The organism is Erysipelatoclostridium sp. An15 (assembly GCF_002160675.1).
Lineage (GTDB): Bacteria > Bacillota_I > Bacilli_A > Erysipelotrichales > Coprobacillaceae > Thomasclavelia > Thomasclavelia merdavium.
In genome coordinates, this window is sequence record NZ_NFLA01000030.1 from 1 (window position 1) to 26,497 (window position 26,497).

Here is a 26,497-nt window from a genome sequence, read left to right on the forward strand (position 1 = left end):
AACAAAAAAAGATTCCGACATTTTAATCGGTTCATATCAAAAAAGACCAATTATCATCAAAGATAGTTGGTCTTATGTTTTTATTTATCGGAATCTTTAGAAAGTCGGGATATCATTTTCCCAATTAGAAATAGTTTGTCTAGATACATAAACCATTTCAGCTAGTTTTTCTTGTGATAATGATTTTTCATGACGCAATTGTTTTATATGTTTTCCTAATTGCATTTTCTCCCTCCTTTCATAAAAAGTATAACTTAAAGTACTTTTTTTGTCTGTCAAAAGTCTTTTACATTACTTAAATATATTAAAACCACGAAAAACTTTCGTGGTTTTATAAGTATCATCAATTTCAATATCTAAATAATCAATGTAATTAAATTACCTTTTATCACTACAAATACGACCCACAATGTCTGTATTTAATTTTTGTCATATTTTAACTAAACAATCCTTCCTAATCCTACTCTAGATAATAATCCAGCTAACATCATTACAAAAGATCTTACCTATTCTAAAAATAATTGAGTAATAAAAATACTTACAACACAATTAAAAATAAAACCAATAACTGAACTAATAATTATACCAAGTAGCCCTAAAGAAGTAAAAACAGTTTTTAAAACATCTTATTCAATACATTCAAAACGATATTCCTGACTAGCATCAGGATAACGTTCTTTGTCAACTTTGGAGATAAACATTTCTAATGGTCGAGCAAAAATTTCATAATCACCATAAAGTGCCTGATAAATTACCAATTGTTCTAAAGTTTCACTATGGATTGCTAAATATAACACGCGATATTTTTTGCCCTTAAAATGGCGATACACTTTATTTAACTGTAAGTCCATAAAATCCTCCTAATTATTTTTTCAAGTTCTTGCCATGTTGGGATAGCACTAGCACCACCTTTTCTAGTAATTGCTAAACTAGAAGCTTGAGCTGCTTTTTTTAAAGCATAGCTAATATCATTACTAGTAAAATAAACACTAAAGAAAAAGCCTGTAAAAGTATCCCCAGCACCAGTTGTATCTAAATACGAACAAGGATATGCAGACTGTCTAATGATTTGCTGACAATCTTGATAAATAGCTCCCTGACTTCCTAAAGTTAAAATAATTTTTATATGCGGATATTCCTGAATTAATGTCTCTAATATTTTTTCTGGCTTTTCTTGATTGGTTAATACTTGTCCTTCAACTTCATTTAAAATTAAATAATCAATCTGTTCAAAAGAAATTTTTTCTTTGATATTATTTACTGGTGAAGGATTTAAAACAACAAGCATTTCTTTTTCTTTAGCTAAGTTGATCATTTCATCAATACGATTAACTTCATTTTGTAAAAATAGAAAATCTCCTTTAGAAAAATCCTTAAAAGTCATTTTGATTTCATCACTAGTAATAGTTTGATTAGCCCCACCATAAAGTAAAATACAATTTTCACCTTGCTGATCAACTTGAATAATAGCGTGACCACTAACTTCATCACTTATTTGTAAATATTTAGTATTAACTCCTTGTTTTTCTAAAAGGTCTTTTAAAAATAAACCATCTTTGCCAATCTTTCCAGCGTGATAAACCGGAATATTCAAACGAGCTAAAGCAATTGACTGATTTAAACCTTTACCACCTGGTAATTCATAGTAACTCAGTGATGCACAAGTTTCTTTAGCCCGAACAAAATGCTCAACTTCATATATTTTATCAATATTTAACGAACCATAATTTAAAAATTTTATTTTTTTCCTCTTTTCTTAATAATATTTTTATTAAATAAAATTTTGATTATCAATTGCCTTGAAAATCCTTTTATACAAATATTGTCTCATTTAATTAGTCATGTATTAATTTAATGCCATTGCCATCTTGGAAATTCTTTTTTATTTTATGGTCATAATAAAACTTTTTTACTTTATCCATAAAAAGATATTGTAGATAATCTAAAAAATTGACTAAAGCTAAATCGTGAGCAGTAATAAATACTGATGATTTAGTATTAATGGTTTCACTGACAACGATTCACTAAAATATATATGACATGCTTTAGCCATAATAAGATTAACACCAAACGTCTTTAAAAAAGTTGATTTACTTGAAGTATTAGCGTAAATAAATTTTCTACAGCATTTTTATTAACAGATGATAATAATTTTGACAATCTATTTTTATTACCTAACCATAATCGAAAATATATGTTTTTCGTTTTTTCTTAAATCAGCAATTATTATTGCCATATCTACGAGCTCAATCGATTCATACATCTTTACATATATATTTTCTTCTAATTTTTGAATAAGTTAAGTGTAATTAATTAAATATTTTTACTAATTCTAATTCACCTTCAACAATTTTATCATAATGATTTTTTATCTTATGTAAATATTCTTTATTATTTTTATCTAAGAAAATCATTAGCAAAATAATGTAATCCTTATAAATACTAAATCATAATTTTTTTAACATAGCAGTCCTATTATTAAAATCAAGATACTAACTAAAAAACTATAAACACCCCAATCATCAGTTTACACAAATAAAATTTATATTTTTAATATACAATATTAATAATTATTTTCTTTACCAATTTTAATGAAAATGAACCGTCATTATTAATATAATACGGTTCATCTCATTAAATCTTTTTACTTAATCAGTTAGATGATGGTAAAAATGGGCGTATTGCATCCGCTAAATTATGAACATTTCTAGTTTGAATTAAAACTGTTCCACTACCATGAAACTCATTAACAAGACCTTCACCCGTCGTAAAACCAAATAACCCACTAGCAACATGAATATCATAATTTAAAGAAGCATCCCAGGCAACAACATGTTCATTATCAATTGTAACAGGATAATCAGGAGTCACTTCTAGTGGCAAAATATCTCCAAAAGCACTTACTAAAAGATCTCCTTCACCTTGACTTTGCATAATAAAGAAGCCACCAGTTCCCCCAAACAATGCTTTTCCAACATTTTGTGATTTCATAATATAATCAACACTTTCATCACTGGCTAAAAAAGCTCCAGTATTTAAACAATATTGTTTATTTGCTTCTACATGTAAACAATGAATCTTACCTGGAATAGCAGGTGCAATTCCGATATATGCATCATTACTATTTCCTGTTGCATGTGTCATAAACATACTTTCACCACTAGTAAGACTTCTGCCTATTGCTCCTAAAACACCACCAAGGCCTTTTTTAGAACTATTCATTTTCCCTTCTAAATCAACATTAGAAACATAAGCCATAGCGCCTCTTTCAATCTTAGCTTTTTCATTCATCCCTAATTCAATATGCACTAATGGACAATCCGAGTCACCTAATATTTTGTATCTCATTTTCCTTCCTCCTTGTTACTTGTTATCTTAATTATAACATGAAGCGATTTTGTTGAATATCATTGATTATTTAATATTCAAATTTCATTAAAATTTATAAGTTTTTAAAACTTATAATTAAGATAAACTAATAAGCAATCCAGGTATTCCAATATTAGTTATAAGTAATATATGGTAGTCAATTGTATGAGTAAATATAACAAAAAATATTTTTTACTATTCTAGAAACAATTACAATGATTCTTGCTTTTATTGGATTCTTTATTTTTAATGATTCATCATCTAAATTATTAAAGGCACATTTTTAGTACAACTATAAGTCTCTACTATTTGTTTGCATCTCAAGGCGCTACTTTCATTCTTCATTCAAGCTATCGCTTTCCTCAAAAAGATTTTTTTGCATAACTACTTACCACTCCATGGTTTTAACATACTTTCATATGTTCAACTAACTTAAGTCAATATATTTATACAATTATAAATATTAAAAGGCTATGTTTTAAAGCATAGCCTTTTAACTAGTCAATTGATGAACCGGCATAATATCCTTCACGAATAGCATTACCGATTTTTCCAATTTTATATAAGTCTCCAATTTTACGAGTTTTATTATGATATTTACTGTCAATTATATCAGCAATATCAGTTAAAGGTTTCATACCAAAGGCTGAAATAATTGTATCTGCTTCAACAATTTTTTCTCCTTTAGAAGTTTCAACATGGACACCATCATCATCAATTGAAACAACTTTAGTGTTTGTCATTAAAGTAACATTATTTTTAGCTAATTGATTAAATAATGTAATCTTATTAATAAACATAGCATCTTTGGCACATTCTTCAGTCATTTCAATAATTGTAACTTTTTTACCTTTTTCACTTGCAAGTTCTAAAGCTGCGTCGCATCCAGAAAGTCCGCCACCGCAAACAACGATGTTATCACCTTTAATTAAACTTTCATCACTATGTGCTGCCATAATATCAATAACCTTACTATTATCAATACCTGGAATATTTGGAGTTACTGGTACAGTTCCGGTTCCAACAAAAATCACATCTGCTTTTTCTAAAAATTCTTCTTCACCAGTTACAGTAGTATTTAAATGAACGTCAACACCTAATTTATCTAACTGGTATTCAAAATAATCTGCTAATTCTTTAATCTTTGTTTTAAATTTAGCTGTAGCAATTGTTCTCATTGTTCCACCTAAACGACTACCTTTATCATAAATTGAAACATGATGTCCTTCTAATGCCGCAACTCTAGCAGCTTCTAAACCAGCAGGCCCTGCACCAACAATAACAACATTTTTAGGATCATCTGTTTTTTCAAGATGGAATCTTACTTCTTCCATTGCCTCAGTATTAACAGCACATCCTAATTTAGTATGATTATTCCAAATACGTCCAATACAGAATTCATTACAGCGAATACATGGTCTTACTTCTTTTCTTAATCCCTTCATTAATTTTTTTGGTAAATCAGGATCAGCAATCAAAGGTCTACCTAATGATGCAAAATCTGCTTCACCAGATTCAATTAATCTAAGGGCTGATTCAGGATCATGATTTCCAGCATTTAAAAGTGGTTTATCAGTATGTTTTCTTGCTTCTTTACAAACATAATCCATACAAGCTGTTCCTAAATATGCTGGTGGGAAAATATAATCTAATGTTTCATAACTTCCAGCATCAATATCAAAAGCATCAATGTTTCCATCATCTAAAGCTTCTAATAATTTCATTGATTCTTCTAAAGTACGACCGCCTTCAAAACGATGATCTAATGAAATACGGAAAATAATTGGCATATCAGGCCCAACAGCTCTTCTAATAGCAGCAACCATTTCTCGTGGAAATCTAGCTCTATTTTCAAATGATCCTCCATATTCATCAGTTCTTTTGTTCCAGCAAGGAGACATAAACTGGTCAATTAAATATCCTGCATGAGCATGAATTTCAATACCATCATATCCAGCGTCACGTGCAACACCAGCTGCAAATTCTGTCATTTTCATAATATTACTAATTTCATCTTTTGTTAAAGCATGACAAATAACGTTTGGATCAAAAGCACTTGGAATAGCAGAAGCTGACATTGGCGGATTTCCGTTAGTATCAGGGAAAGCATTTCTTCCTGTACCTGGTGAAATTTGACAAATAATTCTAGCACCATAACGATGAACCCCATCAACCATACTAGTAAGTGCTGGTAAAACTGAATAACTATCAAGATATCCTTCCATTGACCCTTGGGCGATTGCTTCATTTAACATTTGACAACCATTAACAATCATCCCTACGCCACCTTTAGCACGGCGAATGAAATAATCAATTTCTTGTTCATCTTTTCGACCATTAGTAAATGCTGAGTTTGTCCCCATTGGTGAAAAAGATAAACGGTTTTTTACTTCCATCTTACCTATTTTCATTGGTGTAAATAATTTTTCATAATTCATTTTAATTCCCTCCTACAACACGGTATTATAAAATGTTACTCTAGTAATATTTTACACCTATAAAGCGCTTTCATCAATATCTTTTTTGCATCTGCATTAAATATTTGTTATAGTAAAAATGGTGATAATATGTACAAAGATGTTAAAAAGAATATAATTAGTATTTCATATAATTTATTTAAAGAAAAGGGATATGATAATGTAACTATTAATGATATATGTGACAAATGTAATATAACTAAAACAACTTTTTATCGTTATATTTCATCAAAAGAGGATATATTAACTTATTTTTTTGATCAAATTAATGATGAATTATATGACTTGATTGTTAATATTACTTCTGCTGATAATTACTGGCAACAAATCATCTATGTCTTTGATCTAATTATTGAACGAATGCAGGTATTTACTAAGGATTTATATGCTCAGCTTTTTATCACAAATCTTAAAAACAATCATGGAACTTTTGATGAAATTGATATGGTAAAAACGGTTGTTTGTATTTTAATAAAAAAGGCTCAGGAAAGTAATCAAATTCATAATCAATCTAATCCTGAAGAACTTTATGATATGTGTTCTCAAATTTGTTTTGGTTGTGGTATTAAATGGTGTTTGAATTTAATTGATGATGTTCGAAAAGAATTTATTAAAAGTATTTCACTAGCGTTGCAAGTTGATAGTAGGATAATTGAAATCTAAATTATTTAATTGACTAAATTTAAAGGAAGTGAATTTTATGGAGATTATATGTACATTTAAAATTAGTGATTCTAATGAAATATCTGAAGCGATGTTTCCTAAAAGAAATGTTTATATTATTAATGGTGGTTCAATTTTTATCTTAATTTATGTATTAATAAATTGTTTACAAAATAATCTTGCAACAAATATTGTTTTATTTTTGATAGTTATAGTTGCTATTGCTGTACTTCAATATTTTTTATATAGACAAAAGAAAAATTATTCTCATCTTATCTATGAACGATTCCAAGAAACAAATACTGGTGATGAAATTATTTATAAATATAAATTTGATGATCAATTTTTAGCAATAACAAATACAAATACTAATGCCCATGTTGATATTAATTACCAGCACTTTAATCAATATCTAGAAACTACTAATTATGTTTTAGTTGTTTCCAAAGCTAAACAATATATTATTTTTAATAAAGATATTGCTAAAAAATATAAACTAAAAGAATTTTTCATGCAAAAAAATCCATCAATTCGTACTAAAAAAGGTATCTAAAGCTTATTTATAGATACCTTTTTAGCTATTAAATTTGCCATAAATATAGTTATAAGATTTTATTTAAAATATTTATTAATTGAATAAAGATATGTTTTTATGACTAACTTATGCAATATATTTATCTAGCTCTTGAATAATTTTTGATTTTTCACAACTTCCATTTGTCTTAAATCTTAATAATGGTATTTCATATAATTTTAAAATATCATTTTTCATTAAATCACGTGAAGCTTGTACAGTGTTTTCTTTATGATAGTCATATCCATCTACTTCAATTGCTAATACAGGTTTTTTGCTAACTGTATTATATATTAAAAAATCAATATGTGTGGCTGGATTCATAGCATACTGACACTCTTTTTCATCTAACAATTTAGGATCTTTAATCAACATATTTAGTGGAAAATGGCAAACTACATCCAAACTGGAATATTTATTATCAATTAGGATTTCTTCAAGTAATGAATACATTAGATTTTCTGAATCATACTCTGAAATCTTTTTATGTTTTTGTAAATATGTTTTTCTTTCTTCTGTATATTGCTTATAAAGATAATCAAATATTGAATAAATTTTACTGTCAATAACCTCAAAGTTATTGTATTGTATATATTCCACTAAATCAGTTATATTCCGCTCTTTAGATTGTTCGTTTCCCGATACAACTAAGATTAATCTCTTTTTTGCTCTTGATACAGCAACATTGATTAAATATGAATCATCTGCAAAATCAGATATTACATCATCTACAGTAGATATTATGATATTATCTTTTTCTTTGCCCTGAAATTTATGTACTGTCGCTGCATCAATATCACTGATTTCTTTATTTAGAGCTTTTACTTGATTTTTATACGGTGTTATAATTCCTGTTTCATTATTATTTAAAGAATATTTTGGAATTATTTCATTTTTAATGATGTCAATTTGACGTTGACTATAATGATCTCGCTCATGATTTCCTTTTACAGTTTTAATTACTGACAACACATCATCTTCCCCTTTATCTGTTGTCATAATAATTAACTCACCATGATAAAATTTTTGATTACAAAAATTAATTATTTTAGGGTGACATCTATAATGTTCCCTTAACATTGTTTGTGCAACATTTGGCATAACATCTAAAATTGATTGTAAAAAGCTATTTGTATATTTATATCCTTCACTGATATTAAAATTTTCAAATATAATTTGTGTCATTTCTTTTATTTCATCAGTAACAACATTTGGCAATTGCTTTGTATCTCCTACAATTACAACATTTTTTGCACAAGAAAGTGCTAATGCTCCGGTTGCAATATCTACTTGTGATGCTTCATCCATAATCAAATAATCATATACCACATCGGAATTTAAAGAATTTTTTGAAGAAAAAGTTGTACTCAAAATAACTGGATACTCTTCTAAAATTTTAAATGGATTTTTCCACAAATCATTTTCATTAAATATTTTACGTTTTTGGTTAGCACCATATTTTCTTGCTAATTTATCCTTTAAAATAATCATTGAATCATTACATAAATCCGTTAATAAATCCTCATTAACAGTATTCAAATATGTTTCAAGACCTTCAATTGCTGTAGTTAATTCTATTTGCTTTGTAGAATAAAACATTGCCTGAAATGTTGTAATTATTTTAGACATATCTTGCTTGTAAAAGTTCCAATTCGTCATACCATATTTAAAAAAATTTTTTATTTTAAATAAGATTCCTATTGATTTATCTTCATCAGAAATCATTTGACATTCTTGCCACAATTCCATCCATTTTTTTGAAGAAATATTTTTCTTAAATTTTATATTTTCTATGCTGACATTAGATTCATCAACATACTGATTAAAATATTTTAATTCTGTAATTAACTGTGACAGTTCCTGTTTTAAAGTCGCTAATTTTTCTTTTTTATCAAAAATACTTTTTAATTGCGTTGATTGCTCAGATATTTTGTGTTGTAATTCAATCGGATTTTCTTTAGATCTCCATGTTGAAAAATTAGGATAATTTATTTCTTGATTTTCAATAAACAATTTCCTATTTTTAGAATTCCCTAATGTTGCAACAATAAATCCTAGATTATATTTATTCGAAGATAATTTATCAAATATATTTTCAGTAGCTGAATTATTATTAGACACTATCTGAACTGTTTTTCCCTCCATCAAGATATTAGCAATAATATTTAATATTGTCTGTGTTTTGCCAGTTCCTGGAGGGCCTTGAATAACACTTATCTGATTTCCCATAGCATTTTTAACTGCTTTATATTGACTATTATTACATCCAAATGGAAAAATAGGTATATATTCGTTTTTACTCTCATTAGCTTTTAATAATGATGGGTTTAGATATTTTGCCAATGCTATATTTTTACTAACAAATGATATTTTTTCAAACCGTTTTGATAATAATTTTTCATTAGTCTCTTCATTTTTGATATCGTTTAAAGCAGCAATTTGTTTTAAATATTCGAATACATTTGCAGATTGCTTATGATTAAAACAAGATTCAACTATGTCCAAGTCACTTTGCCGATAATCTGTCGTACTACCGTTATTAAAACAAATATGCCAATAAGATTCATGCTTGCCAGTAAATACATAAATAGCCTTTATGTTAAAGAATTCTCGTCCATCTCTACTAATACGATACATCTTAGGATTTAAAATTTGTGGATCTTTTAATTTTTGTACATTTAAATAACTATATGAATATTTCTTTCCATTATTAAATTCCACATCCCATTTTTTAGTATTTCGATTATATTGACACGATACTATTTCTCTTGTCTTTATCTCGCCTTTAATAATTATCATATTATATTTTGCATTAATCAATTAAACCCGCTCTCTCCCTATTTTAATTAATCTATAATACCAACTTTAGTGTGCAACTACTAATTATAATTATTATTGCAAAACTATTAAAACTAAGCTAATCCTTTATTGATATTTATTATATACTTCATTAACTGCTTCAGCATATAATGAACGTGATTTTTTATTATACATATTATTATTTTTTTTATTTAAATATACTTTTTTTAGTTCATGTACAAGTTTTCGTTTACTTATAAATTGTTCTTTTTTAGATATATTATATCCTTTTTCTTGTAACTGCCAATTATAAGAAGGTGGGTTGGTACTTTTATTAAAGTGAATGTATTGTTGCTTTTTTTCTTTCTTTTCAATAAAATTATTTACAATTGCAAAATCACAGCCGTATTTAATCTTTGCTTTATTAGATTCATGTACTTTAATCGTAAATACCCTAGTACTATTTTCACAATGACTATATTTTAAATTATTGAAGGAATCCATATTAACCGGATGAAGTAAGCTCTCATATCTACAATGTCTATAAATGTTTCCATACCTATCATCAATACCTTGTGTTTCATCAATTATTTTATCAAATGATTCCATCAATAATTTTTTTAATTCTTTTGCACTATATCTTTCATCTGGATCATTAACTTCAATATTAACATCAAAGTCATAACCTTCATTAGTTGAAAAATCACAAGTAATCATATTTCTGCTAGAGCTACCTATAAAATCAAAGCGAAAAGTAAATTTTTTTCTTAAATCATCTTGTACCAAGTTAATCAATTTTATCAATTCTTTTTTCACTGGCATGTATTCAGATTTTTTCACATATTCATAATGTTTCATTTATAACATTCTCCTTTCGCCCCGCACCTTCCATTTGAATTTATTATTTCAAATCATTATATTGTAATATATTTATCATTTTATTTCAATATTAATTTTTGACATACTATATTAAAAATTATAAAAAATGTTTTAAGTTTCTCTAGTTGTTCTTTTACTTGTTTTATCATATACATATATAATTATATCAATAACACTATAACTATTATATTATCAATAAAAATATGTTTATCTGTTTTTCAAATGTCAGCAAATAATGATTTAATATATAAACCAATTAATAAAAATATCTTACATATTTTTTACTATATCTCATTTACTTTCCTAAATAACAACACAAATCAATAATATTCGTGTATAATAAGCAATGAATTATTTATAGGAGGTTTTATATTTGATACTCGAACAAATTAATCCAGATTTACTAGAATTAGCTAAGGAATCTGATACAGTTTTAAAAGATATCTATAAGGAAATTGATGCGGTTTGTTTAACGAATTCTAACCGTATATTATCTGCATTTATTGAAAATAGAGTCTCTTATTCTGATTTTAGTGATATTAATGGATATGGAAATTATGATGAAGGAAGAAATAAATTAGAAAAGATTTTTGCTACTGTTCTTGGTTGTGAAGATGCTTTAGTGCGACCACAAATTATGAGTGGAACAAATGCAATTTATTTAACGCTTTCTGCGCTGTTAAAACATGGAGATACAATGATTTCATTAACTGGAGCTCCATATGATTCTTTACAAGAAATGATTGGAATTAGTGGTAATTCTAGTCTGTCTTTAAAAGCAAATGGTGTTAAGTATGAACAGATTGAATTGATTAATGATGATTTTGATGATGAAAGTATTATCAATCGATTGAAAGAGAATAATGTTAAGTTGGTAGAAATTCAAAGATCAAGAGGATATTCTCATCGTAAATCACTTTCTATTTCAAAAATCGAAAGAATTATTAATAAGATCCGTACAGTTAATCAAGATGTTATTATCATGGTAGATAACTGTTATGGAGAATTAGTAGAAACTAAAGAACCTGGACATGCTGGTGCTGATATTGTTGTTGGATCATTAATGAAAAATCTTGGTGGTGGAATTGCTCCTACAGGTGGATATGTTGCTGGAAATGAGATATTGATTCACATGGTTGCTGAGCGTTTAACGGCTCCGGGAATTGGAAAAGACTTAGGTGCAAACTTTAATTTAAACAATACTTTTTTTAAGGGAATATTTATGGCCCCTAATGCTGTAAAAAATGCCTTAAAAACAGCTGTGTTTACAGCTTATATGTTAGAAAAGCTAGGATATTCTAATGTGTCTCCTCGCTATGATGAATTTCGTACTGATATTATTCAAACTTTAGAACTAAAAACTAAAGATAATTTAGTAAGTTTTACTCAAGGTATTCAACAGACAAGTCCTATTGATTCTTTTGTTCATGTTTTGCCAGCACCAATGCCTGGGTATCCATTTGATGAAGTTATGGCTGCTGGTAGCTTTACACAAGGTAGTACGATTGAATTAAGTGCTGATGCGCCTGTTATTGAACCTTATACATTATACTTACAAGGTGGTTTAACATTTGAATATGGAAAGCTATCGATTTTACTAGCATTATCAAATATGGAAAATAAGTTAGATTAAAATGTTTTTCTCGTTTTTTTAAATGGCAATAAGCTATGGACTTTTTGTTATAAAAATGATAAACTTTAGTCGAGATATTATTCAATAATGTATAAAATATCGATACCTATAAAAAATTACAATTGGGAGGTTTATTATGAAACACATTATGACTCTTGAAACTCGTAATCTTTGTGATAGCGCCAAAAACGGTGGTTGTGGTGAGTGTCAAACATCTTGTCAATCTGCTTGCAAAACTAGCTGTGGTATTGCTAATCAGAAATGTGAAAACACAAACAAGAAAAACGAGAAGTAATTTAAATCAAAAAAATAATGCCGCCTACTTGGCGACATTTTTTATATTATAAAGGAGAAATTAAAATATGATACATCAATATAAATTAGGTGGATATAACATCGTCCTTGATGTTTGTTCAGGCTCTGTTCACGCAGTTGATGAAGTAGCTTATGAAATGATAGCCAAGTATCCTGATAAAGATAAAGACACATTAATTTCAGAAATGAAAGAAATTTATAAAGATCGATTAGATATTAGCGAAAATGATTTGTATGAATGCTATCAACAAATCACTGAACTTAAAGATGCTGGAAAACTTTTTGCTGATGATACCTTTGAATCGATGGCTGGAACTTTAAAAGAAAAAACATCAGGTGTTGTAAAAGCCTTGTGTCTACACGTTGCTCATACTTGTAATCTTAATTGCTCGTATTGCTTTGCAAGCCAAGGGAAATATAAAGGTAAACGTGCTTTAATGAGTTTTGAGGTTGGTAAACAGGCTCTTGACTTTTTAGTTGAAAACTCAGGAACTCGTCATAACCTTGAAGTTGACTTTTTTGGTGGTGAACCGCTAATGAATTTCCAAGTGGTAAAAGATTTAGTGGCTTATGCTCGTTCAATTGAAAAAGAAAAAAATAAAAATTTCCGTTTTACTTTAACAACAAACGGAATGTTAATTGATGATGAAGTAATTGAATTTGCCAATCGTGAATGTAGTAATGTAGTATTGAGTTTAGACGGTCGTAAAGAAATTCATGATCGTTATCGTGTGGATTATGCCGGCAAAGGAAGTTGGGAAAGAATTGTCCCAAAATTCCAAAAGCTTGTTGAAGCCCGTGGTGGCAAAGACTATTATATGCGTGGTACCTTTACACATGCAAATCCTGACTTTTTAAAAGATGTTCAAACTATGTTAGATCTTGGTTTCCGTGAACTAAGTATGGAGCCCGTTGTAAGCGGGGCTGATGATCCATCTGCTCTAACCAAAGAAGATATGGAAATTGTAATGGATCAATATGAAAAACTGGCTGAACTTATGTTAAAACACGATAAAGAAAACGACCCGTTCACTTTCTATCACTATATGATTGATCTTACTGGTGGTCCTTGTATTTATAAAAGAATTTCTGGTTGTGGTTCAGGAACTGAATATATGGCAGTTACTCCTTGGGGCGATTTATATCCTTGTCATCAATTCGTCGGTGATGAAAAATTTAAATTAGGTGATGTTTGGAAAGGTGTAACAAATCATCAAATCCAAGATAAATTTGCTTCATGTAACGTTTACGCTCATCCAGAATGCAAAGACTGTTGGGCAAGACTTTATTGTTCAGGTGGTTGTGCAGCAAATGCATACCATGCTACAGGTTCAATTACTGGTGTTTATGAAGCTGGGTGTGAGTTATTCCGCAAAAGAATGGAATGTGCAATTATGGTAGCCATCAATCGAGCTTTTTCAGGAAATGAATAATGAAAACACCAATTCAAGATTTTATTGTCCGTTATAATAAGCAAAATCCCAAACGATTTCATATGCCTGGTCATAAAGGAGCTTCCTATTTAGGGTGTGAGGCTTACGACATCACCGAAATCGTTGGAGCAGATAGTTTATATGAAGCTCATGGCATCATCAAAGAAAGTGAATTAAATGCAAGTAAGCTTTTTAATTCGCGAACCTTCTATTCAACGGAAGGTTCTTCACATGCTATTCGTGCGATGTTATCACTAACTTTACAATATGCAAAAGAAAAATCTAAAAATCCTTTAATTTGGGCTGCAAGAAATGCTCATAGCACATTTATTAGTGCTGTTGCCTTATTAGACTTTTCAGTAAAGTGGTTATATTCGCCCCATAATACGTATCTATCTTGTCTAATTGAACCAGATACACTTGATAAAGAATTAAAAAAAGCTAAACAATTACCTGTGGCTGTTTATATTACTTCACCTGATTACTTAGGTAATCAAGCTAAAATTTTTGAATTAGCAAATGTTTGTCATAAATATGATGTCTTATTACTAGTAGACAATGCACATGGCGCTTATTTGAAGTTTCTCCCTACTTCATTGCATCCAATTGATTTAGGTTGTGACATGTGTTGTGACTCAGCTCATAAAACACTTCCTGTATTAACCGGAGGGGCTTATCTTCATCTATCAAAAAAACGATTATCTTTTTTAGATAGTGATGTAAAAGAAGCATTTAGATTATTTGGATCTACAAGTCCTTCTTATTTGATACTGCAATCTTTGGATTTAGCGAATGTATATTTAGAACAACTGACAAATAAATTAACTGATTTTATTCCAATTATTGATACTATGAAGCAAAAGCTTGTCGAAAATGGCTATCAGCTTATTGGTAATGAACCACTTAAATTAACGATTGCTACAAAGGATTATGGATATAGTGGAAATGAATTTGCTAAGTTATTAGCAAAGCAAAATATAATTGTGGAATTTTCTGATCCAGACTATGTTGTTTTTATGTTTACGCCTTCACTTAAAGAAGCGGATATTCAATATTTGACTGATTATTTATTAAAAATTCCCCGTAAGCAAGCAATTAATATTTCACTACCTCAATTTTCTTATCCGACTGCATCTATGTCAATTCGTGAGGCAATGCTTTCACCTTTTGAAACATTACCTATCGATAAATGTGTTGGTAGAGTCTTAGCGAAAGCTTCTGTTGGTTGTCCACCGGCAGTTCCGATTTTGGTTTGTGGTGAAGTAATTGATGAAAAAGCAGTTGAATGCTTTAAATATTATAGAATTCTAAGCTGTCATGTAATAAAATAACTTTGATTAAAGGAGCACTATACATTATTGTGCTCCTTTTTAACTATCCAAATTTTAAAGTATTCTCTTTAAAGGAAAAAGGCATAGACGACTTGCTCGACTATGCCAAATTTATAAATCTTAAATAATTTTTAACAGCTTCCCTTTTGTCCACCATCAATCCGAATTATCGTATTATTGATAAAATTTGCTTCATCACTAATTAAAAACTTAACTAAATAAGCTACTTCTTCTGGTTTACCATAACGGTTGACCATTATTTTTTCTGTTTCTTCTTTTAAAAACTCTTCATCATATCCATCTAATTCATTTTCAGTACCAATGAATCCTGGGGCAATACAATTTACATTAACATATGGTGCAAATTCAAAAGCCAGATTATGCGTCATTGAAATTAATGCCGCTTTACTTGCATCGTAATCAATACACATTGGATAATAAGTATTAATCCCATTAGTCGAAGAAATATTTATTATTCTTCCATATTCTTGATCAATCATATGACGATATACCCGCTTACTACAATTAAATGCCCCTACTACATTTACATCTAATGTTTTTCTAAATTCTTCAGCATTTTTTAAATGAAATAAGTTTGATAAATCAATTGCAGCATTATTGATTAAAATATCAACTCCACCAAAAGTATCTTCAATCAATGAAACCATTTCATCAACTTTGTCTTCTTTAGAAACATCACATTTAACTATCATACAACGAACATTATATTGTTTAATAATCATCTCTTTCAATGACTGAGCTTCTTTTGACGATGTTAAGTAATTAATTACTATATCATAGCCCTGTTTTGCTAGTTCAATAGCAATAGCTCTACCAATGCCTTGAGCTCCTCCGGTAATTAAGACAATTTTATTCATAATTTTAAAAAAGAGCTTAATTAAGCTCTTCCTGAGTATTTACCATCTGCTGTAAATACAACAATTACTTCTCCTTGTTCAATGAATTGAGGAACTCTTAATGTTAATCCAGTATTAGTAACAGCATCTTTTGTTTGGTTAGATGGTGCTCCTTTAATTGCTGGATCTGTTTCCACAACTGTTAATTCAACTTTTTCTGGAACTGATACTGATAATAATAATCCTTCAAAGAACATTAATGAAACAGTTGAACCTTCAATAATATAGTATTTAGTATCTCCTACTTGTTCTTCAGCCAATTCATATGTTTCATATGTTTCCATATCCATAAAATAATATGTACCATCTGCTTGATATGAATATTGAGCTTCTTTTCTAGAAATGTTTGCTGCTTCAAACTTAGTAGAAGCATTAAAGTTTCTTTCTTGAATTGCACCAGTTTTTAAGTTTCTCATCTTTGTTTTTAAGATGGCAGCTCCTTTACCTGGTTTTACATGTTGAAAATCTAAAACTTGACAAGGATCACCGTCAACAATTAAAGTTAATCCTGTTCTAAAATCACCTGCTAAAATAGCCATATATTCCACTCCTAATCTAAATATTTTTTTTACATACCTATTTTATCAATTTTATACTAATTCCTCAAGATACAATATGCTAGTTATTCTTGTTTTTCTTTAGTAAGTTCTTTAATATAGCTGCTTCTTTTAATATAACCATAAGTTATATTAGTGAAACATCATATTTTAACGTAAATAAGATATAACTATCATAAAGCAATATTAATAACTATTTCAAAGAAACTATCTTCTTGGTATATGTTTATTAGTATTTAATTTATATCTAAATTCTAATCTCCAACCCCAAAATCAGTCGGGATTCCTAAATAATCATATTTTCTATTATTTTTTAAATCATGATATTCTTTGTCAAACCATTTTATTAATTCTTCGTCTCTTTTTATTGGCGTAGAATTATTACGATATATATTAATTGTTCCATGATCAAAATATTTGGTTAGTATTTCAATGTCTTTTCTAATCATCTCTTTAGTTTGACCTTGGATACCAACCATCAAACAAGGTGAATCAAAATCTTCTAATATTTCTTCGATTTTATCAAAATGAACATTTTTATTTAAAACATTGTTTCTCATTTCATCATTAAAAGTTTCGATACCAGTTTTTACTATAATCTCTATTTTGAATTTTTCTCTTAAAGCTTTTATCTTCTTTTTATATAAATAATGAGCTTCAATATATAATCTCTTTATTTTCTTTTCAACAATAATTTTATATATTCTTTCTATTGTTTCATCAGGTAGTTCAAAAAAACTACCTGAATTAATAACTTCTAATACTCCATATTGACCAGTTACATTATTCAATACCTCATCGTTAATCTTCTTATTTTCATCTTGATTAACATCATTATCTTCAATATAATCACAAAACGAACACTTACCCCATATACATGGTCTTGACTTTAACAAAACTATTTCTCTTTTATCTTTTTCTAAGATATGACTATAACGCTCCATAATTACTCCTTAATATATTCTATAAATTTAACATTCTTTTCTAATCGTTTAAAAATAAATGTTCCTAAATATAATACAATTGCTTCACCAATAAAAACATACAGTGCATTAATTAAATAAGGTATATGATAAACTAAACTCAATTCCCCACCAATAATTAATCCTGTTGCTAGCGAACCAATTAAAGCCGAAAGATAAATATTCGTTACTCTATTCATAAAATAACATACAACTAATGTACTAACCGGACCTACGATCCAATCAATAATTCCTAAAGGTGAAGGAATATTTGCTATAAAACATCCTATTGCTAGCCCTGGTATTAGCTTTTTGTTATAAAATGCTAATAATACAACAATCTCTGATAACCTTAATTGCAATTCTCGATATGCCAGCGGTTGGATCATCAAAGTTAACACCGCATAAACAGTAGCAACCATGCCGTTTAAAGTAATCATCTTAATTAAATCTTTTCTTTTTTTCATTTTCTTACCTCTCCAAAATTACAGTTTGAAGCCAAATAATAATAAAAAGTGGCAAAGCCACTTTCATTATTATTCTTAGTTTTTTATACTGGGTTTGGCTTTCGAACCAGTTTATTCAATTCTATTAAAGTTTATTAAAATTTTAATTATTTGTCAACTATCAAAAATCTAATATAATGTAACAAATAGTTTACAAACAAAACACAAAACCACGATACTTTTTTCTACATATAAATAAACTGACAAAAATGAAAATATGCATTGTTGTATAGTTAATCCAAAGAATATTGATCGGTGTAATTTTATATCTCTTGATTAATTTTTACAACAATCAATAATATAATCAATGTAAATAGTTTCACCTTTGATTTAGTAAAAAACTATATAGCATTTTTGATAAATTTTTATGTACTGTTTTCTTGTTTGAGTTTATCTTCAATTAAATCTAATTTTACACCATATAAAAATTATTTTTTTGATATACAATCATAACTCGTTATATTTTTTGGAACTCCCTTTAGATTTTTCAACTGGATACTTTTGACGATTTTTTTCCAACTTATTCAACACAATCTCTTCTAGATTAACATTTAGTTTATCGGCCATAAGAATACAATAATTTACCACATCTGCCAATTCCTCACATACCGCTTCTTTATTATAATTATTATCCCATTGAAAACATTCTAATAACTCCCCTGCTTCAATAGCAATTGATTTTGCTAAATTTTCTGGTGAATGAAATTGATCCCAATCTCTTTCTTTATTAAATTTTATAATTTCTTTAATTGCTTTTTCATAAACAGATCTCCATACAGTAAAAATTAATATTTGATTTTAACAATACTATTTTCAAATTATGATTATTATAATTTGAATGAAAGATAGAACTTTCTTACATAATCATTGTCTATTGCAATTTGTAATTCTTTTTTATATTTTTCTTCTTTGACTACTTTAAGAAGCTTAATATTTCTGGATTCTAATTTTTTTATTATTTGTTCACTAGGAACAGCATTGCTTTTTTTAGAATTAATAGATTTAGAAGTTAATACTAAATTCCATATATCATCACTATACATAAAAGACCAAGGTATTACATGATCAACTGAAATATCATTAAAATCTAATATATCGTCAGTATAAAAATCAATTATCTTTTCATCTTCCATTTGTTCCAGAAGAATATCACGGTATTTTCTTAAATTATGTCTTCTAATTTTTTCATCAGATATTCCTTTTACTTTTGAAGCAATTTTTGGACTATTATTAAATTTTTCTAATAACTGCGCCCAGCGATAATTCAATAATTGTGATAAAACAAAAGCATATTCTTTTAAATCATAAACATCTGATTTTGTAAAATGTACTTCACGATTAGGAATATCCAAATTATATATTTCTAAAGAATCTCCTTTTACTATCTTAAAACGCCATGATACATCATAGGTTAATTTAGTAGCGATTTTTTTAATTTCTTTTTGATAGAAGCTTTGGTCTTGTTTTAAGTATATTTCAGCTTGATCAAACCAGATTGGTATATTTGAGTCTTTTTTTTGACTAACAAAGTGAATACATTTTTCAGTTTCTTGAACAATAACCGGCACTTTAGCTGGACTTTGTTTTAAGTTAAAGAAGTATATTTGATTCCAGTAATATTTAAGCATTTTTTTAGCAATATCATTAAATGAGATAATATTATCATCTTTGACATGTTCGATTTCTAGAATCAATTCTAATAATGCTCTTCCCCAAGCTAGTTTATATGTATTATCATTGTTCATATTTTCAATGATTTCTAGCCATAGTTTGATATATTCACTCATTGTTATTATCGATAACGTATTCTAAAAATATTTTTTCTTTAAAAGCACCATTTTTATTAGCCTTACTGTTTTTAGCTTTTATTAATTCTTGATCATCAATCTTGTAAACTTCTTTTAAAGCATCAATTATTTCTAGAACATCACTTATTTCTCCAATTAATTCTTGCTTTGATTTAGTTTCTAAAACTTCTTTAGCTTCTTCACATAGCTTTTTCTTTAACTCATTGCTGTATTTATCATCATTTAATATTTTTATTTTGCATTCTTTACTAGCTTGATTTATTATTTCTGGTATTTTGTCTCTTACCAATTTATTATGTATTAATTTCATAGAATTCTCCAAATATCCTTATAACTTAATAATCTTTAAAATATACTATTAAAGATCTAATATGTTCAATCTGTTCTTCATCTTCGTAATAATCATTATAATATTCATCTTGTGCTTTTTTATCTTGATGTTCTTTTTCCAATTTAATTAAATCTTCATTTAACTTATCTTTTATGTCATTTAATAAAGTTTTATTATTGGTTTTAATAATAAAAGATAAATCACAGTTTTCAAATAATTTCATTTCTAAAATAGAAACTATTTTGTTAGCTAAAACAGTATTATCATCAATAATATACATATATGAACTAACATATGCTTTAAACAAATTATCTTTATCTAATGGAATCAAACGTTCGCTATTAGCTAAATCTAGATCCATATAATCTTCAGGACAATTATCTTCTGATTCTAGATCGTTTTCGATTACAAACTTTAATTTTAATATTTGATCTAATATTTCTGATGCTTCCTGATATTCTTGTAAAGTTACTAATTTATAACAACCACTAATTACTGATGCAATAAAATCCATAGCACCTTTTAGGTCACGATAGTAATATTCCCAGTCACCATAATAGCGTCCATCTAGAAATTCAGCGTAATAAGTGTAATATTCTATAACATATCACCACTATTTACCGTATTACAAAACTCATCAATTTCATCACGGCCTGGCATGTTGATTATCTTTTTGATACCAGTTAAACTTTTATATACATCTTCCAGCTTATCTTCTGGCATAATCTTAACCTGAGCTAAAATCCATTCGTCTTTTTCTCTTTCAGTCATTGTTTTTAATTGTTCTTTGATTTTATCAAGATAATTATCCATAATTACTACTCCTTTTTATGTAAAATATTTTATAAATATTATTATTCCAATACTTTAATTGTAATCATTATTGATGAAATAACAACAATTATTTATTACTTTTACAAAAAAACAGATCAAAAATAAATTTGATCTGCATGTAGATAAAATTATTCAAACACTAAAAGCAAAGCCATTTTGAATTTACCTTTAGCTTTAACATAATGCATACCACCTTTAGCAAAATGGAAGTTTTCACCTTGATGGATTTCATGTTCTTTTCCTTCGTATCCAATGATACCTTCACCATCTAAAGCAAATATTAAAGCTTCTCCTGGAGCGGCATGTTCTGACAATGCGGTTCCTTCATCAAAACTCATAACAACAAATTTCATTTTGTCGTTATGGATGAAATCCATATTTACGATTTTACCTTCCTGATATGGTAATAAATCTTTAAGTTTAAAAACTTCTCCTGCTTTGATCAACTCATTCATTTTATCGTTCCTCCTTAAATTGATTTCTGTATAAACAACATCTTCATTTGCTTTAATACCGATAGGAATATTAGTATCAGTAACAATCATTTCTAATGTTGTTAGATGAAATGATTGTTTATTTGAAATATATACTTCCATATTGCCATCTACTACAATTAGTAATTTATGATTAGAGTATATTTCTGCAGAGATATCAGTATTTTTAGCTAATGAGAAATAAATGATACCATCTGATATCTCTTTAGAAATAGTAAGAAATGGAAGTGGTTTATTATCTCTACTGATTGAAAAAACTTGTCCTATTGTTTCTTTCATTATAGTATTCCTTTCTTTTAGCTTGATTTAGTTTGGATATTTTTATTATACATTAATTATTAACCTTTTTATATGGATTTATTAATGAATTAATCAAGCAGATCAATTATATTAATTAGACTATTATTTAAATTAAACAAATCAACAAAGTTTATACGTATATCTACTCCATCTTGAGAGTAATAATTTATTTTTTTATTTGATATGAATTGTTCAGCTTTTGGATAAACTAAAATGACTTTTCTAGCATTAAATTTCTTATGATATGCATACATTTGATACATATCGATTTGTGAGATACCATAATTAATTTTATTTTCCGCTAACAATTTCCATTTTGCATCAATTATAATGGGATGACAAGACTCATCATTATGAATCACAATGTCAGGTCTAAGAGCAAATTTCTTTGTTGGTTTATCAAAAAGGTAAAATCTTCTATCTTGAATTGTTACATTATAATCTGTTGTTTTTAATAATTTGCTTATGTTAAATGCAATATAGCTTTCAAACAATGTTTCCATTGGAAATAATAGTGAAAAAGCTACATGTGATCCTGAAAATGAAGAAAAGCTTTTATTCATCAGAAATATTTTACTCCACACTAGAGCTTTTTGATAATCTTTTGTATTTCTATCTATAACTATTTTATCAAAATCTTTTTTATAATTATCTGATGTATTGACATCTTGAAAACTGTTTAATAATGTTTTTATATCCATTTTATTTTTAGATGAAATTGTTTTCTTGTACAGTAGTTCAAGAGTTGATTTTAATAATATGTTTTCAATTCGATTTGTATTGAAATCATCATATTCTACAAAACATCGTTCTTTATGAGCGTAATTATATTTAATCTGATTTGAAAAATTCATTTTTCCGCGAAATAACGACTCATTTGAAGATTTTGTTTCATAATTGCATTTTAATCCCTTTTTTACTATTTGAAATACTTCATCAATATACATGCGAATGAATATTTCTAAGACAGGAATCTTTTCAATATCTAAATTATTCATTTGCAAAGATTTAAAAGGAGTATTTTTTAATGTCTTTAGCATTTCAATCAATAACAATTTTACAGATTTTGTATCATATTTTTTTGATGAATAAATTTTTGGCAATATTTCAATAACTGTTCCATCTTTCATTGCAATTATTCCTACATAATTTTTTGCTTTAATTATTTTACCAATTCCTTTTTTTGATGATAACACCATTAATTCCAAGGCATCAGTTTCCTGGTTACAATTTGATAACAAAAAATCTTCTAATACATCAAATGTGCTTTCTGGCAATGAGGTATAACCTGAAATATTTTTATCACGGATAAACGAACCATATTCACTAATAGAATAAATCTTTTGCATAATGATATCACTTTTATATTTGCCGATATGATTCAATATTTTCAAATGCCAAATCATTAATTTCGTATGTATAAGTTTCATCAAATTGAAATTCAATGTTTCCAAATAATTCACTATAGTCATTAACAACTTTAATAATAAATTGATCATCAGAATTATTTTTATTGTTATCTCCTAAAACCAGGCGTATTTTTTCATAGTCCTCATAGAAATATTCCTGCAACAAAGGAATTATTTTATTAGAGAAGATTCTTCCCAGAATTTCTACAGTAGGATTTTCTTTTAATGCTAAAAAGTAAGCATGGCCTATCGTATGTTCTCTATCGTGCAAAACAGATATCCGTTTATTCATTTTAGAAACTATATCTTTTATAGAAACATCATCAACATAAATACCTTCGAGTACACTCATATCAGGTAACATTTCTTTAAAGTTGAATCTTCTACACAAAACAGTATCTATCGTTGCAATAGAACGATCAGCATTATTCATTGTTCCAATAATATAAACATTATTAGGAATTCCAAAAAGCTTTTGTGAATATGGCAATCTTACTTCCATAGCTTCAGGCTCTCCAATCCGTTTAGTTGTTTCAATTAAAGTAATTAATTCACCAAATATTTTTGAAATATTGCCACGATTTATTTCAATGATGACAAAAACATAGTTATGATTATTTTCTTTAATCTCTATTGTATCATCAGCCAATTGAGTAATTAGATCAATAACATCTAAATAAGACAGATCTAATTTAGCGATTGGTACTAGTGGTAAAATAAATTTGTCATTTATTTCGTTAATCTTTGTATTTAAGTTTTTAAAAAACCAAGAGACTTTTCTTAAAATACTAATATTTTCATATTCCTTGTGACAGCTGTACTCACCAGTTACAATACCAATCGCATTAATAGATGATGTATTGCTACATAATAAAACAATGTCCCCTATCTGAATATTATATTTAAAATCATATATTATTTGTTGTTTATCGATACTAAAAATCATTTCATCATTTTTAATATCATCATATTCCAGTTTAATATAGTCATTTTTAATACATTCTTCATAAGTTGAATTAGAAGAAACATTATCTAAATTAATTGACCATGCTGATAAAGAATTATTTAATTGGATTACTTCGCTATTTAATCTTATTGATTGACAACTGGCTTTTTCACAAAAACTTTTAAATAGTCCCGAACTAAGCTCATATTGGATATCACTATAATTTTTATCATAATGATCCATTACAGTTTTTATTCCTGCAATAAATTTTTCATACCCGTAAGATTCATGAAATGTTGTAAACTCAATAAGTCCTTTTGATTTATATGTATTATATTTTTCAAAGACCTCTAAATAATCTTCATCTTTAACAGCCTGTAACTTTTTGTTTTCAATGATTGCAACAGCATAAACAACAGTGTTATATGTTTTTCCTGTGCCAGGTGGCCCATATAATATCGTATTTTTATTAATATCTGTTACTTGCTCAAGAGTGTTCACTTCACCTAAATTCATACTTTCTAAAGTAGCTTTTAATTCATTCCTTAATTTCCAAGAATATAATTTAACGCCATTTTCATATACATATCTCCCCACAAAAGGAATCGGAAAATATCTTTCTTTCTCACCATCCATACATGGCAAAAGATTATACTTATTTTTTACTCTTTTACCTAGTGTGTTACCTCTACTAGAACATGCTGTTGGATGTTCACCTAATAATTCACCTACACTTGTGCAAGTAGCTTCTCCACCAAGTTCTAAAATTGCTTTCAGTAGTTCTAAAGTAGCTAGATATCTCTTTTTATCCTCTTTTAAAAAAGTAACCCAATCATTGACTGTTAATCCTGGATCGTACTCTTCTTTTGAAGACCAGTAAGTAGTCTCACTGTTATTATCATTTTCTAATTCAATATCTGTTTCTTTTTTATTCTTTTTAGTAGCAGTCCATGCTGCTAATGAAAGTTCTGGGAAGGAATGATACTCATATTCCTTTTCGTTAAATTTCATTCTTAGATACTCACATAACAAAAAATAATCCTTACCTGTAGGTAATCGTTTTAGTTTACCTAAATTATCAAATATATTATTATCAATTAACTTTTCAGAAATTAAAAAGTCTCTATTTTTTGAATCCAAATTAACAAATATATAAGGACGAATCCAATATAATCCCATAGTAATATTCCATTTAACTCCTAATTGACCTATTACTTTATCATAATAATCTGCGATATTACTAATAGTTCTTTGTTCTGGATTATCAGCATACTTTATTGCTTCTTCAAAAATATCCCAAGGATTATCTATATCTTCAGGTTGTCTATCATCCTTAAAATAGAGAAATAAGGAATTTTGGTTGTTTAATACAGGTATACCATCAAAATCAGATGGAACATCTCTTTTAACATCAAATTCCTTTGCAATACCTTCAAGTATTAATATTCGATTATCTTTAGTAATACCTTTATTGAACATTCCAAATACCCTAAATGGATCGATGTCAATAGCAATTCCATCTCTTTCAATTTTAAGAAATTTCATATTATTTTCACGATAAATTCTTTGAAGTATTTCTAGTAGTTTTTGTCTATTATTTCTATATGCAACAAGTTTTGATGCCAATTCCATATAAAAGTCAATCCATGTTAGTGCAGGTTTTGCTATATTTTTATTTCCCTCCTATTAAAGTATAAATTTTATAATTATACATTGTTGTATAAACTAACAATATTATCTTAAATTATGTATATAGATGTCAAAATAATAAGATAAATACTTACTAACATCATCATTAAATATAACATATATGAAAATGATATTAGTCGTTATAACTAATCTCTCTTATTCAATACATACTCATACTTTCTATCACAATGATTTATCAAATCTGTATATAATGTTCATTATCTTACTATGATGCAATTTCAAACAACATATGAAAAAAGAGATAATTAAT

The 26,497-nt window shown here is 27.7% G+C and carries 25 protein-coding genes and 1 riboswitch; of the genes, 6 read left to right on the top strand and 19 right to left on the bottom strand.

The genetic code is table 11. The annotated features are described in order from the left end of the window. Positions 1-96: 96 nt before the first annotated feature. The 5 genes from B5E92_RS09875 to B5E92_RS09895 form a co-directional block, all read right to left on the bottom strand. Positions 97-225: a helix-turn-helix transcriptional regulator gene (locus B5E92_RS09875; RefSeq protein ID WP_087301694.1), complete on the bottom strand. Its 129-nt coding sequence runs from the start codon at positions 223-225 to the stop codon at positions 97-99. A 401-nt stretch (positions 226-626) separates the two neighbouring features. After that, a complete protein-coding gene (locus B5E92_RS09880) occupies positions 627-851 on the bottom strand; it encodes a DUF1653 domain-containing protein (protein WP_087301696.1) in 225 nt (74 codons plus the stop codon). Then, positions 836-1,741: a ribokinase gene (locus tag B5E92_RS09885; protein ID WP_087301698.1), complete on the bottom strand. Its 906-nt coding sequence runs from the start codon at positions 1,739-1,741 to the stop codon at positions 836-838. Before B5E92_RS09885 ends, B5E92_RS09880 begins: the two co-directional genes overlap by 16 nt. A gap of 911 nt (positions 1,742-2,652) precedes the next feature. Further along, complete coding sequence (locus B5E92_RS09890; protein ID WP_087301700.1) at positions 2,653-3,348, bottom strand: TIGR00266 family protein; 696 nt, start codon at positions 3,346-3,348, stop codon at positions 2,653-2,655. Between the two features lie 518 nt (positions 3,349-3,866). Then, complete coding sequence (locus B5E92_RS09895) at positions 3,867-5,807, bottom strand: NAD(P)/FAD-dependent oxidoreductase (protein ID WP_087301702.1); 1,941 nt, start codon at positions 5,805-5,807, stop codon at positions 3,867-3,869. A 129-nt stretch (positions 5,808-5,936) separates the two neighbouring features. Between B5E92_RS09895 and B5E92_RS09900 the strand changes: the two genes are divergently transcribed. After that, entirely contained in the window at positions 5,937-6,509 is a 573-nt protein-coding gene (locus tag B5E92_RS09900) for a TetR/AcrR family transcriptional regulator (RefSeq protein ID WP_087301704.1), read from the top strand. Between the two features lie 37 nt (positions 6,510-6,546). Beyond that, positions 6,547-7,062 (top strand): hypothetical protein, encoded by a 516-nt coding sequence (locus tag B5E92_RS09905; protein ID WP_087301706.1) that lies wholly within the window; start codon positions 6,547-6,549, stop codon positions 7,060-7,062. A 108-nt stretch (positions 7,063-7,170) separates the two neighbouring features. Here B5E92_RS09905 and B5E92_RS09910 read toward each other — a convergent pair whose 3' ends face one another. Together B5E92_RS09910 and B5E92_RS09915 are read right to left on the bottom strand one after the other, a co-directional pair. Then, entirely contained in the window at positions 7,171-9,903 is a 2,733-nt protein-coding gene (locus B5E92_RS09910) for an AAA domain-containing protein (protein ID WP_204245261.1), read from the bottom strand. Between the two features lie 105 nt (positions 9,904-10,008). Continuing rightward, entirely contained in the window at positions 10,009-10,740 is a 732-nt protein-coding gene (locus tag B5E92_RS09915; protein ID WP_087301708.1) for a hypothetical protein, read from the bottom strand. Between the two features lie 394 nt (positions 10,741-11,134). Between B5E92_RS09915 and B5E92_RS09920 the strand changes: the two genes are divergently transcribed. The 4 genes from B5E92_RS09920 (at position 11,135) to B5E92_RS09935 (ending at position 15,473) form a co-directional block, all read left to right on the top strand. Next, positions 11,135-12,394 (top strand): methionine gamma-lyase family protein, encoded by a 1,260-nt coding sequence (locus tag B5E92_RS09920; protein WP_087301710.1) that lies wholly within the window; start codon positions 11,135-11,137, stop codon positions 12,392-12,394. 136 nt (positions 12,395-12,530) lie between these two features. After that, positions 12,531-12,689 carry a six-cysteine ranthipeptide SCIFF gene (scfA, locus tag B5E92_RS09925; protein WP_083784286.1) on the top strand — a complete coding sequence of 53 codons (159 nt, stop codon included), beginning with the start codon at positions 12,531-12,533 and terminating at the stop codon, positions 12,687-12,689. A gap of 67 nt (positions 12,690-12,756) precedes the next feature. After that, positions 12,757-14,142, top strand: coding sequence for a thioether cross-link-forming SCIFF peptide maturase (scfB, locus tag B5E92_RS09930; protein ID WP_087301712.1), 1,386 nt, complete (start codon positions 12,757-12,759; stop codon positions 14,140-14,142). Beyond that, positions 14,142-15,473, top strand: a complete 1,332-nt coding sequence (locus B5E92_RS09935; protein WP_087301714.1) for an aminotransferase class V-fold PLP-dependent enzyme — start codon at positions 14,142-14,144, stop codon at positions 15,471-15,473. Before scfB ends, B5E92_RS09935 begins: the two co-directional genes overlap by 1 nt. 131 nt (positions 15,474-15,604) lie before the next feature. Here the strand turns inward: B5E92_RS09935 and B5E92_RS09940 are convergent, their stop codons facing one another. The 12 genes from B5E92_RS09940 to B5E92_RS09995 all read right to left on the bottom strand — a co-directional run bounded on the left by B5E92_RS09940 (position 15,605) and on the right by B5E92_RS09995 (position 26,082). After that, complete coding sequence (locus B5E92_RS09940; protein ID WP_087301716.1) at positions 15,605-16,351, bottom strand: SDR family NAD(P)-dependent oxidoreductase; 747 nt, start codon at positions 16,349-16,351, stop codon at positions 15,605-15,607. Positions 16,352-16,371: 20 nt separating this feature from the next. Continuing rightward, on the bottom strand, positions 16,372-16,929 hold the full coding sequence (gene efp / locus B5E92_RS09945) for an elongation factor P (RefSeq protein ID WP_087301718.1): 558 nt from the start codon (positions 16,927-16,929) through the stop codon (positions 16,372-16,374). Positions 16,930-17,201: 272 nt separating this feature from the next. Next, positions 17,202-17,891 carry a radical SAM protein gene (locus B5E92_RS09950; protein WP_087301720.1) on the bottom strand — a complete coding sequence of 230 codons (690 nt, stop codon included), beginning with the start codon at positions 17,889-17,891 and terminating at the stop codon, positions 17,202-17,204. A 2-nt stretch (positions 17,892-17,893) separates the two neighbouring features. Then, the gene (locus B5E92_RS09955) at positions 17,894-18,376 is read right to left on the bottom strand and encodes a QueT transporter family protein (RefSeq protein ID WP_087301722.1); all 483 of its coding nucleotides are present in this window, start codon (positions 18,374-18,376) and stop codon (positions 17,894-17,896) included. A 69-nt stretch (positions 18,377-18,445) separates the two neighbouring features. Continuing rightward, a riboswitch (PreQ1 riboswitch) is annotated at positions 18,446-18,492 on the bottom strand. Positions 18,493-18,862: 370 nt separating this feature from the next. Then, entirely contained in the window at positions 18,863-19,201 is a 339-nt protein-coding gene (locus B5E92_RS09960) for a nucleotide pyrophosphohydrolase (protein WP_087301724.1), read from the bottom strand. Between the two features lie 41 nt (positions 19,202-19,242). Next, positions 19,243-20,202, bottom strand: coding sequence for an HNH endonuclease domain-containing protein (locus tag B5E92_RS09965; RefSeq protein ID WP_087301726.1), 960 nt, complete (start codon positions 20,200-20,202; stop codon positions 19,243-19,245). Next, positions 20,195-20,533 (bottom strand): nucleoside triphosphate pyrophosphohydrolase, encoded by a 339-nt coding sequence (locus tag B5E92_RS09970; protein ID WP_087301728.1) that lies wholly within the window; start codon positions 20,531-20,533, stop codon positions 20,195-20,197. Before B5E92_RS09970 ends, B5E92_RS09965 begins: the two co-directional genes overlap by 8 nt. A gap of 25 nt (positions 20,534-20,558) precedes the next feature. Further along, positions 20,559-21,068: a hypothetical protein gene (locus B5E92_RS09975; RefSeq protein ID WP_087301730.1), complete on the bottom strand. Its 510-nt coding sequence runs from the start codon at positions 21,066-21,068 to the stop codon at positions 20,559-20,561. Positions 21,069-21,151: 83 nt separating this feature from the next. Further along, on the bottom strand, positions 21,152-21,367 hold the full coding sequence (locus tag B5E92_RS09980; RefSeq protein ID WP_087301732.1) for a hypothetical protein: 216 nt from the start codon (positions 21,365-21,367) through the stop codon (positions 21,152-21,154). A gap of 149 nt (positions 21,368-21,516) precedes the next feature. Beyond that, positions 21,517-22,161, bottom strand: coding sequence for a cupin domain-containing protein (locus tag B5E92_RS09985; RefSeq protein ID WP_087301735.1), 645 nt, complete (start codon positions 22,159-22,161; stop codon positions 21,517-21,519). A gap of 89 nt (positions 22,162-22,250) precedes the next feature. After that, positions 22,251-23,531, bottom strand: coding sequence for an McrC family protein (locus B5E92_RS09990; protein WP_087301772.1), 1,281 nt, complete (start codon positions 23,529-23,531; stop codon positions 22,251-22,253). 13 nt (positions 23,532-23,544) lie between these two features. After that, positions 23,545-26,082: an AAA family ATPase gene (locus B5E92_RS09995; protein WP_158095215.1), complete on the bottom strand. Its 2,538-nt coding sequence runs from the start codon at positions 26,080-26,082 to the stop codon at positions 23,545-23,547. Positions 26,083-26,497 lie beyond the last annotated feature (415 nt).

Excerpts from the sequence above, each read along its gene's own strand:
- B5E92_RS09955 (WP_087301722.1), bottom strand. The coding sequence starts at position 18,376 with ATGAAAAAAAGAAAAGATTTAATTAAGATGATTACTTTAAACGGCATG.
- B5E92_RS09950 (WP_087301720.1), bottom strand. The coding sequence starts at position 17,891 with ATGGAGCGTTATAGTCATATCTTAGAAAAAGATAAAAGAGAAATAGTT.
- B5E92_RS09985 (WP_087301735.1), bottom strand. The coding sequence starts at position 22,161 with ATGAAAGAAACAATAGGACAAGTTTTTTCAATCAGTAGAGATAATAAA.
- B5E92_RS09905 (WP_087301706.1), top strand. The coding sequence starts at position 6,547 with ATGGAGATTATATGTACATTTAAAATTAGTGATTCTAATGAAATATCT.
- scfA (WP_083784286.1), top strand. The coding sequence starts at position 12,531 with ATGAAACACATTATGACTCTTGAAACTCGTAATCTTTGTGATAGCGCC.
- B5E92_RS09875 (WP_087301694.1), bottom strand. The coding sequence starts at position 225 with ATGCAATTAGGAAAACATATAAAACAATTGCGTCATGAAAAATCATTA.
- B5E92_RS09970 (WP_087301728.1), bottom strand. The coding sequence starts at position 20,533 with ATGAAATTAATACATAATAAATTGGTAAGAGACAAAATACCAGAAATA.
- B5E92_RS09995 (WP_158095215.1), bottom strand. The coding sequence starts at position 26,082 with ATGAAATTTCTTAAAATTGAAAGAGATGGAATTGCTATTGACATCGAT.
- B5E92_RS09975 (WP_087301730.1), bottom strand. The coding sequence starts at position 21,068 with ATGGATTTTATTGCATCAGTAATTAGTGGTTGTTATAAATTAGTAACT.
- B5E92_RS09880 (WP_087301696.1), bottom strand. The coding sequence starts at position 851 with ATGGACTTACAGTTAAATAAAGTGTATCGCCATTTTAAGGGCAAAAAA.
- B5E92_RS09940 (WP_087301716.1), bottom strand. The coding sequence starts at position 16,351 with ATGAATAAAATTGTCTTAATTACCGGAGGAGCTCAAGGCATTGGTAGA.
- B5E92_RS09900 (WP_087301704.1), top strand. The coding sequence starts at position 5,937 with ATGTACAAAGATGTTAAAAAGAATATAATTAGTATTTCATATAATTTA.
- B5E92_RS09990 (WP_087301772.1), bottom strand. The coding sequence starts at position 23,531 with ATGCAAAAGATTTATTCTATTAGTGAATATGGTTCGTTTATCCGTGAT.
- B5E92_RS09915 (WP_087301708.1), bottom strand. The coding sequence starts at position 10,740 with ATGAAACATTATGAATATGTGAAAAAATCTGAATACATGCCAGTGAAA.
- B5E92_RS09980 (WP_087301732.1), bottom strand. The coding sequence starts at position 21,367 with ATGGATAATTATCTTGATAAAATCAAAGAACAATTAAAAACAATGACT.
- scfB (WP_087301712.1), top strand. The coding sequence starts at position 12,757 with ATGATACATCAATATAAATTAGGTGGATATAACATCGTCCTTGATGTT.
- efp (WP_087301718.1), bottom strand. The coding sequence starts at position 16,929 with ATGGCTATTTTAGCAGGTGATTTTAGAACAGGATTAACTTTAATTGTT.
- B5E92_RS09895 (WP_087301702.1), bottom strand. The coding sequence starts at position 5,807 with ATGAATTATGAAAAATTATTTACACCAATGAAAATAGGTAAGATGGAA.
- B5E92_RS09965 (WP_087301726.1), bottom strand. The coding sequence starts at position 20,202 with ATGAGTGAATATATCAAACTATGGCTAGAAATCATTGAAAATATGAAC.
- B5E92_RS09890 (WP_087301700.1), bottom strand. The coding sequence starts at position 3,348 with ATGAGATACAAAATATTAGGTGACTCGGATTGTCCATTAGTGCATATT.
- B5E92_RS09935 (WP_087301714.1), top strand. The coding sequence starts at position 14,142 with ATGAAAACACCAATTCAAGATTTTATTGTCCGTTATAATAAGCAAAAT.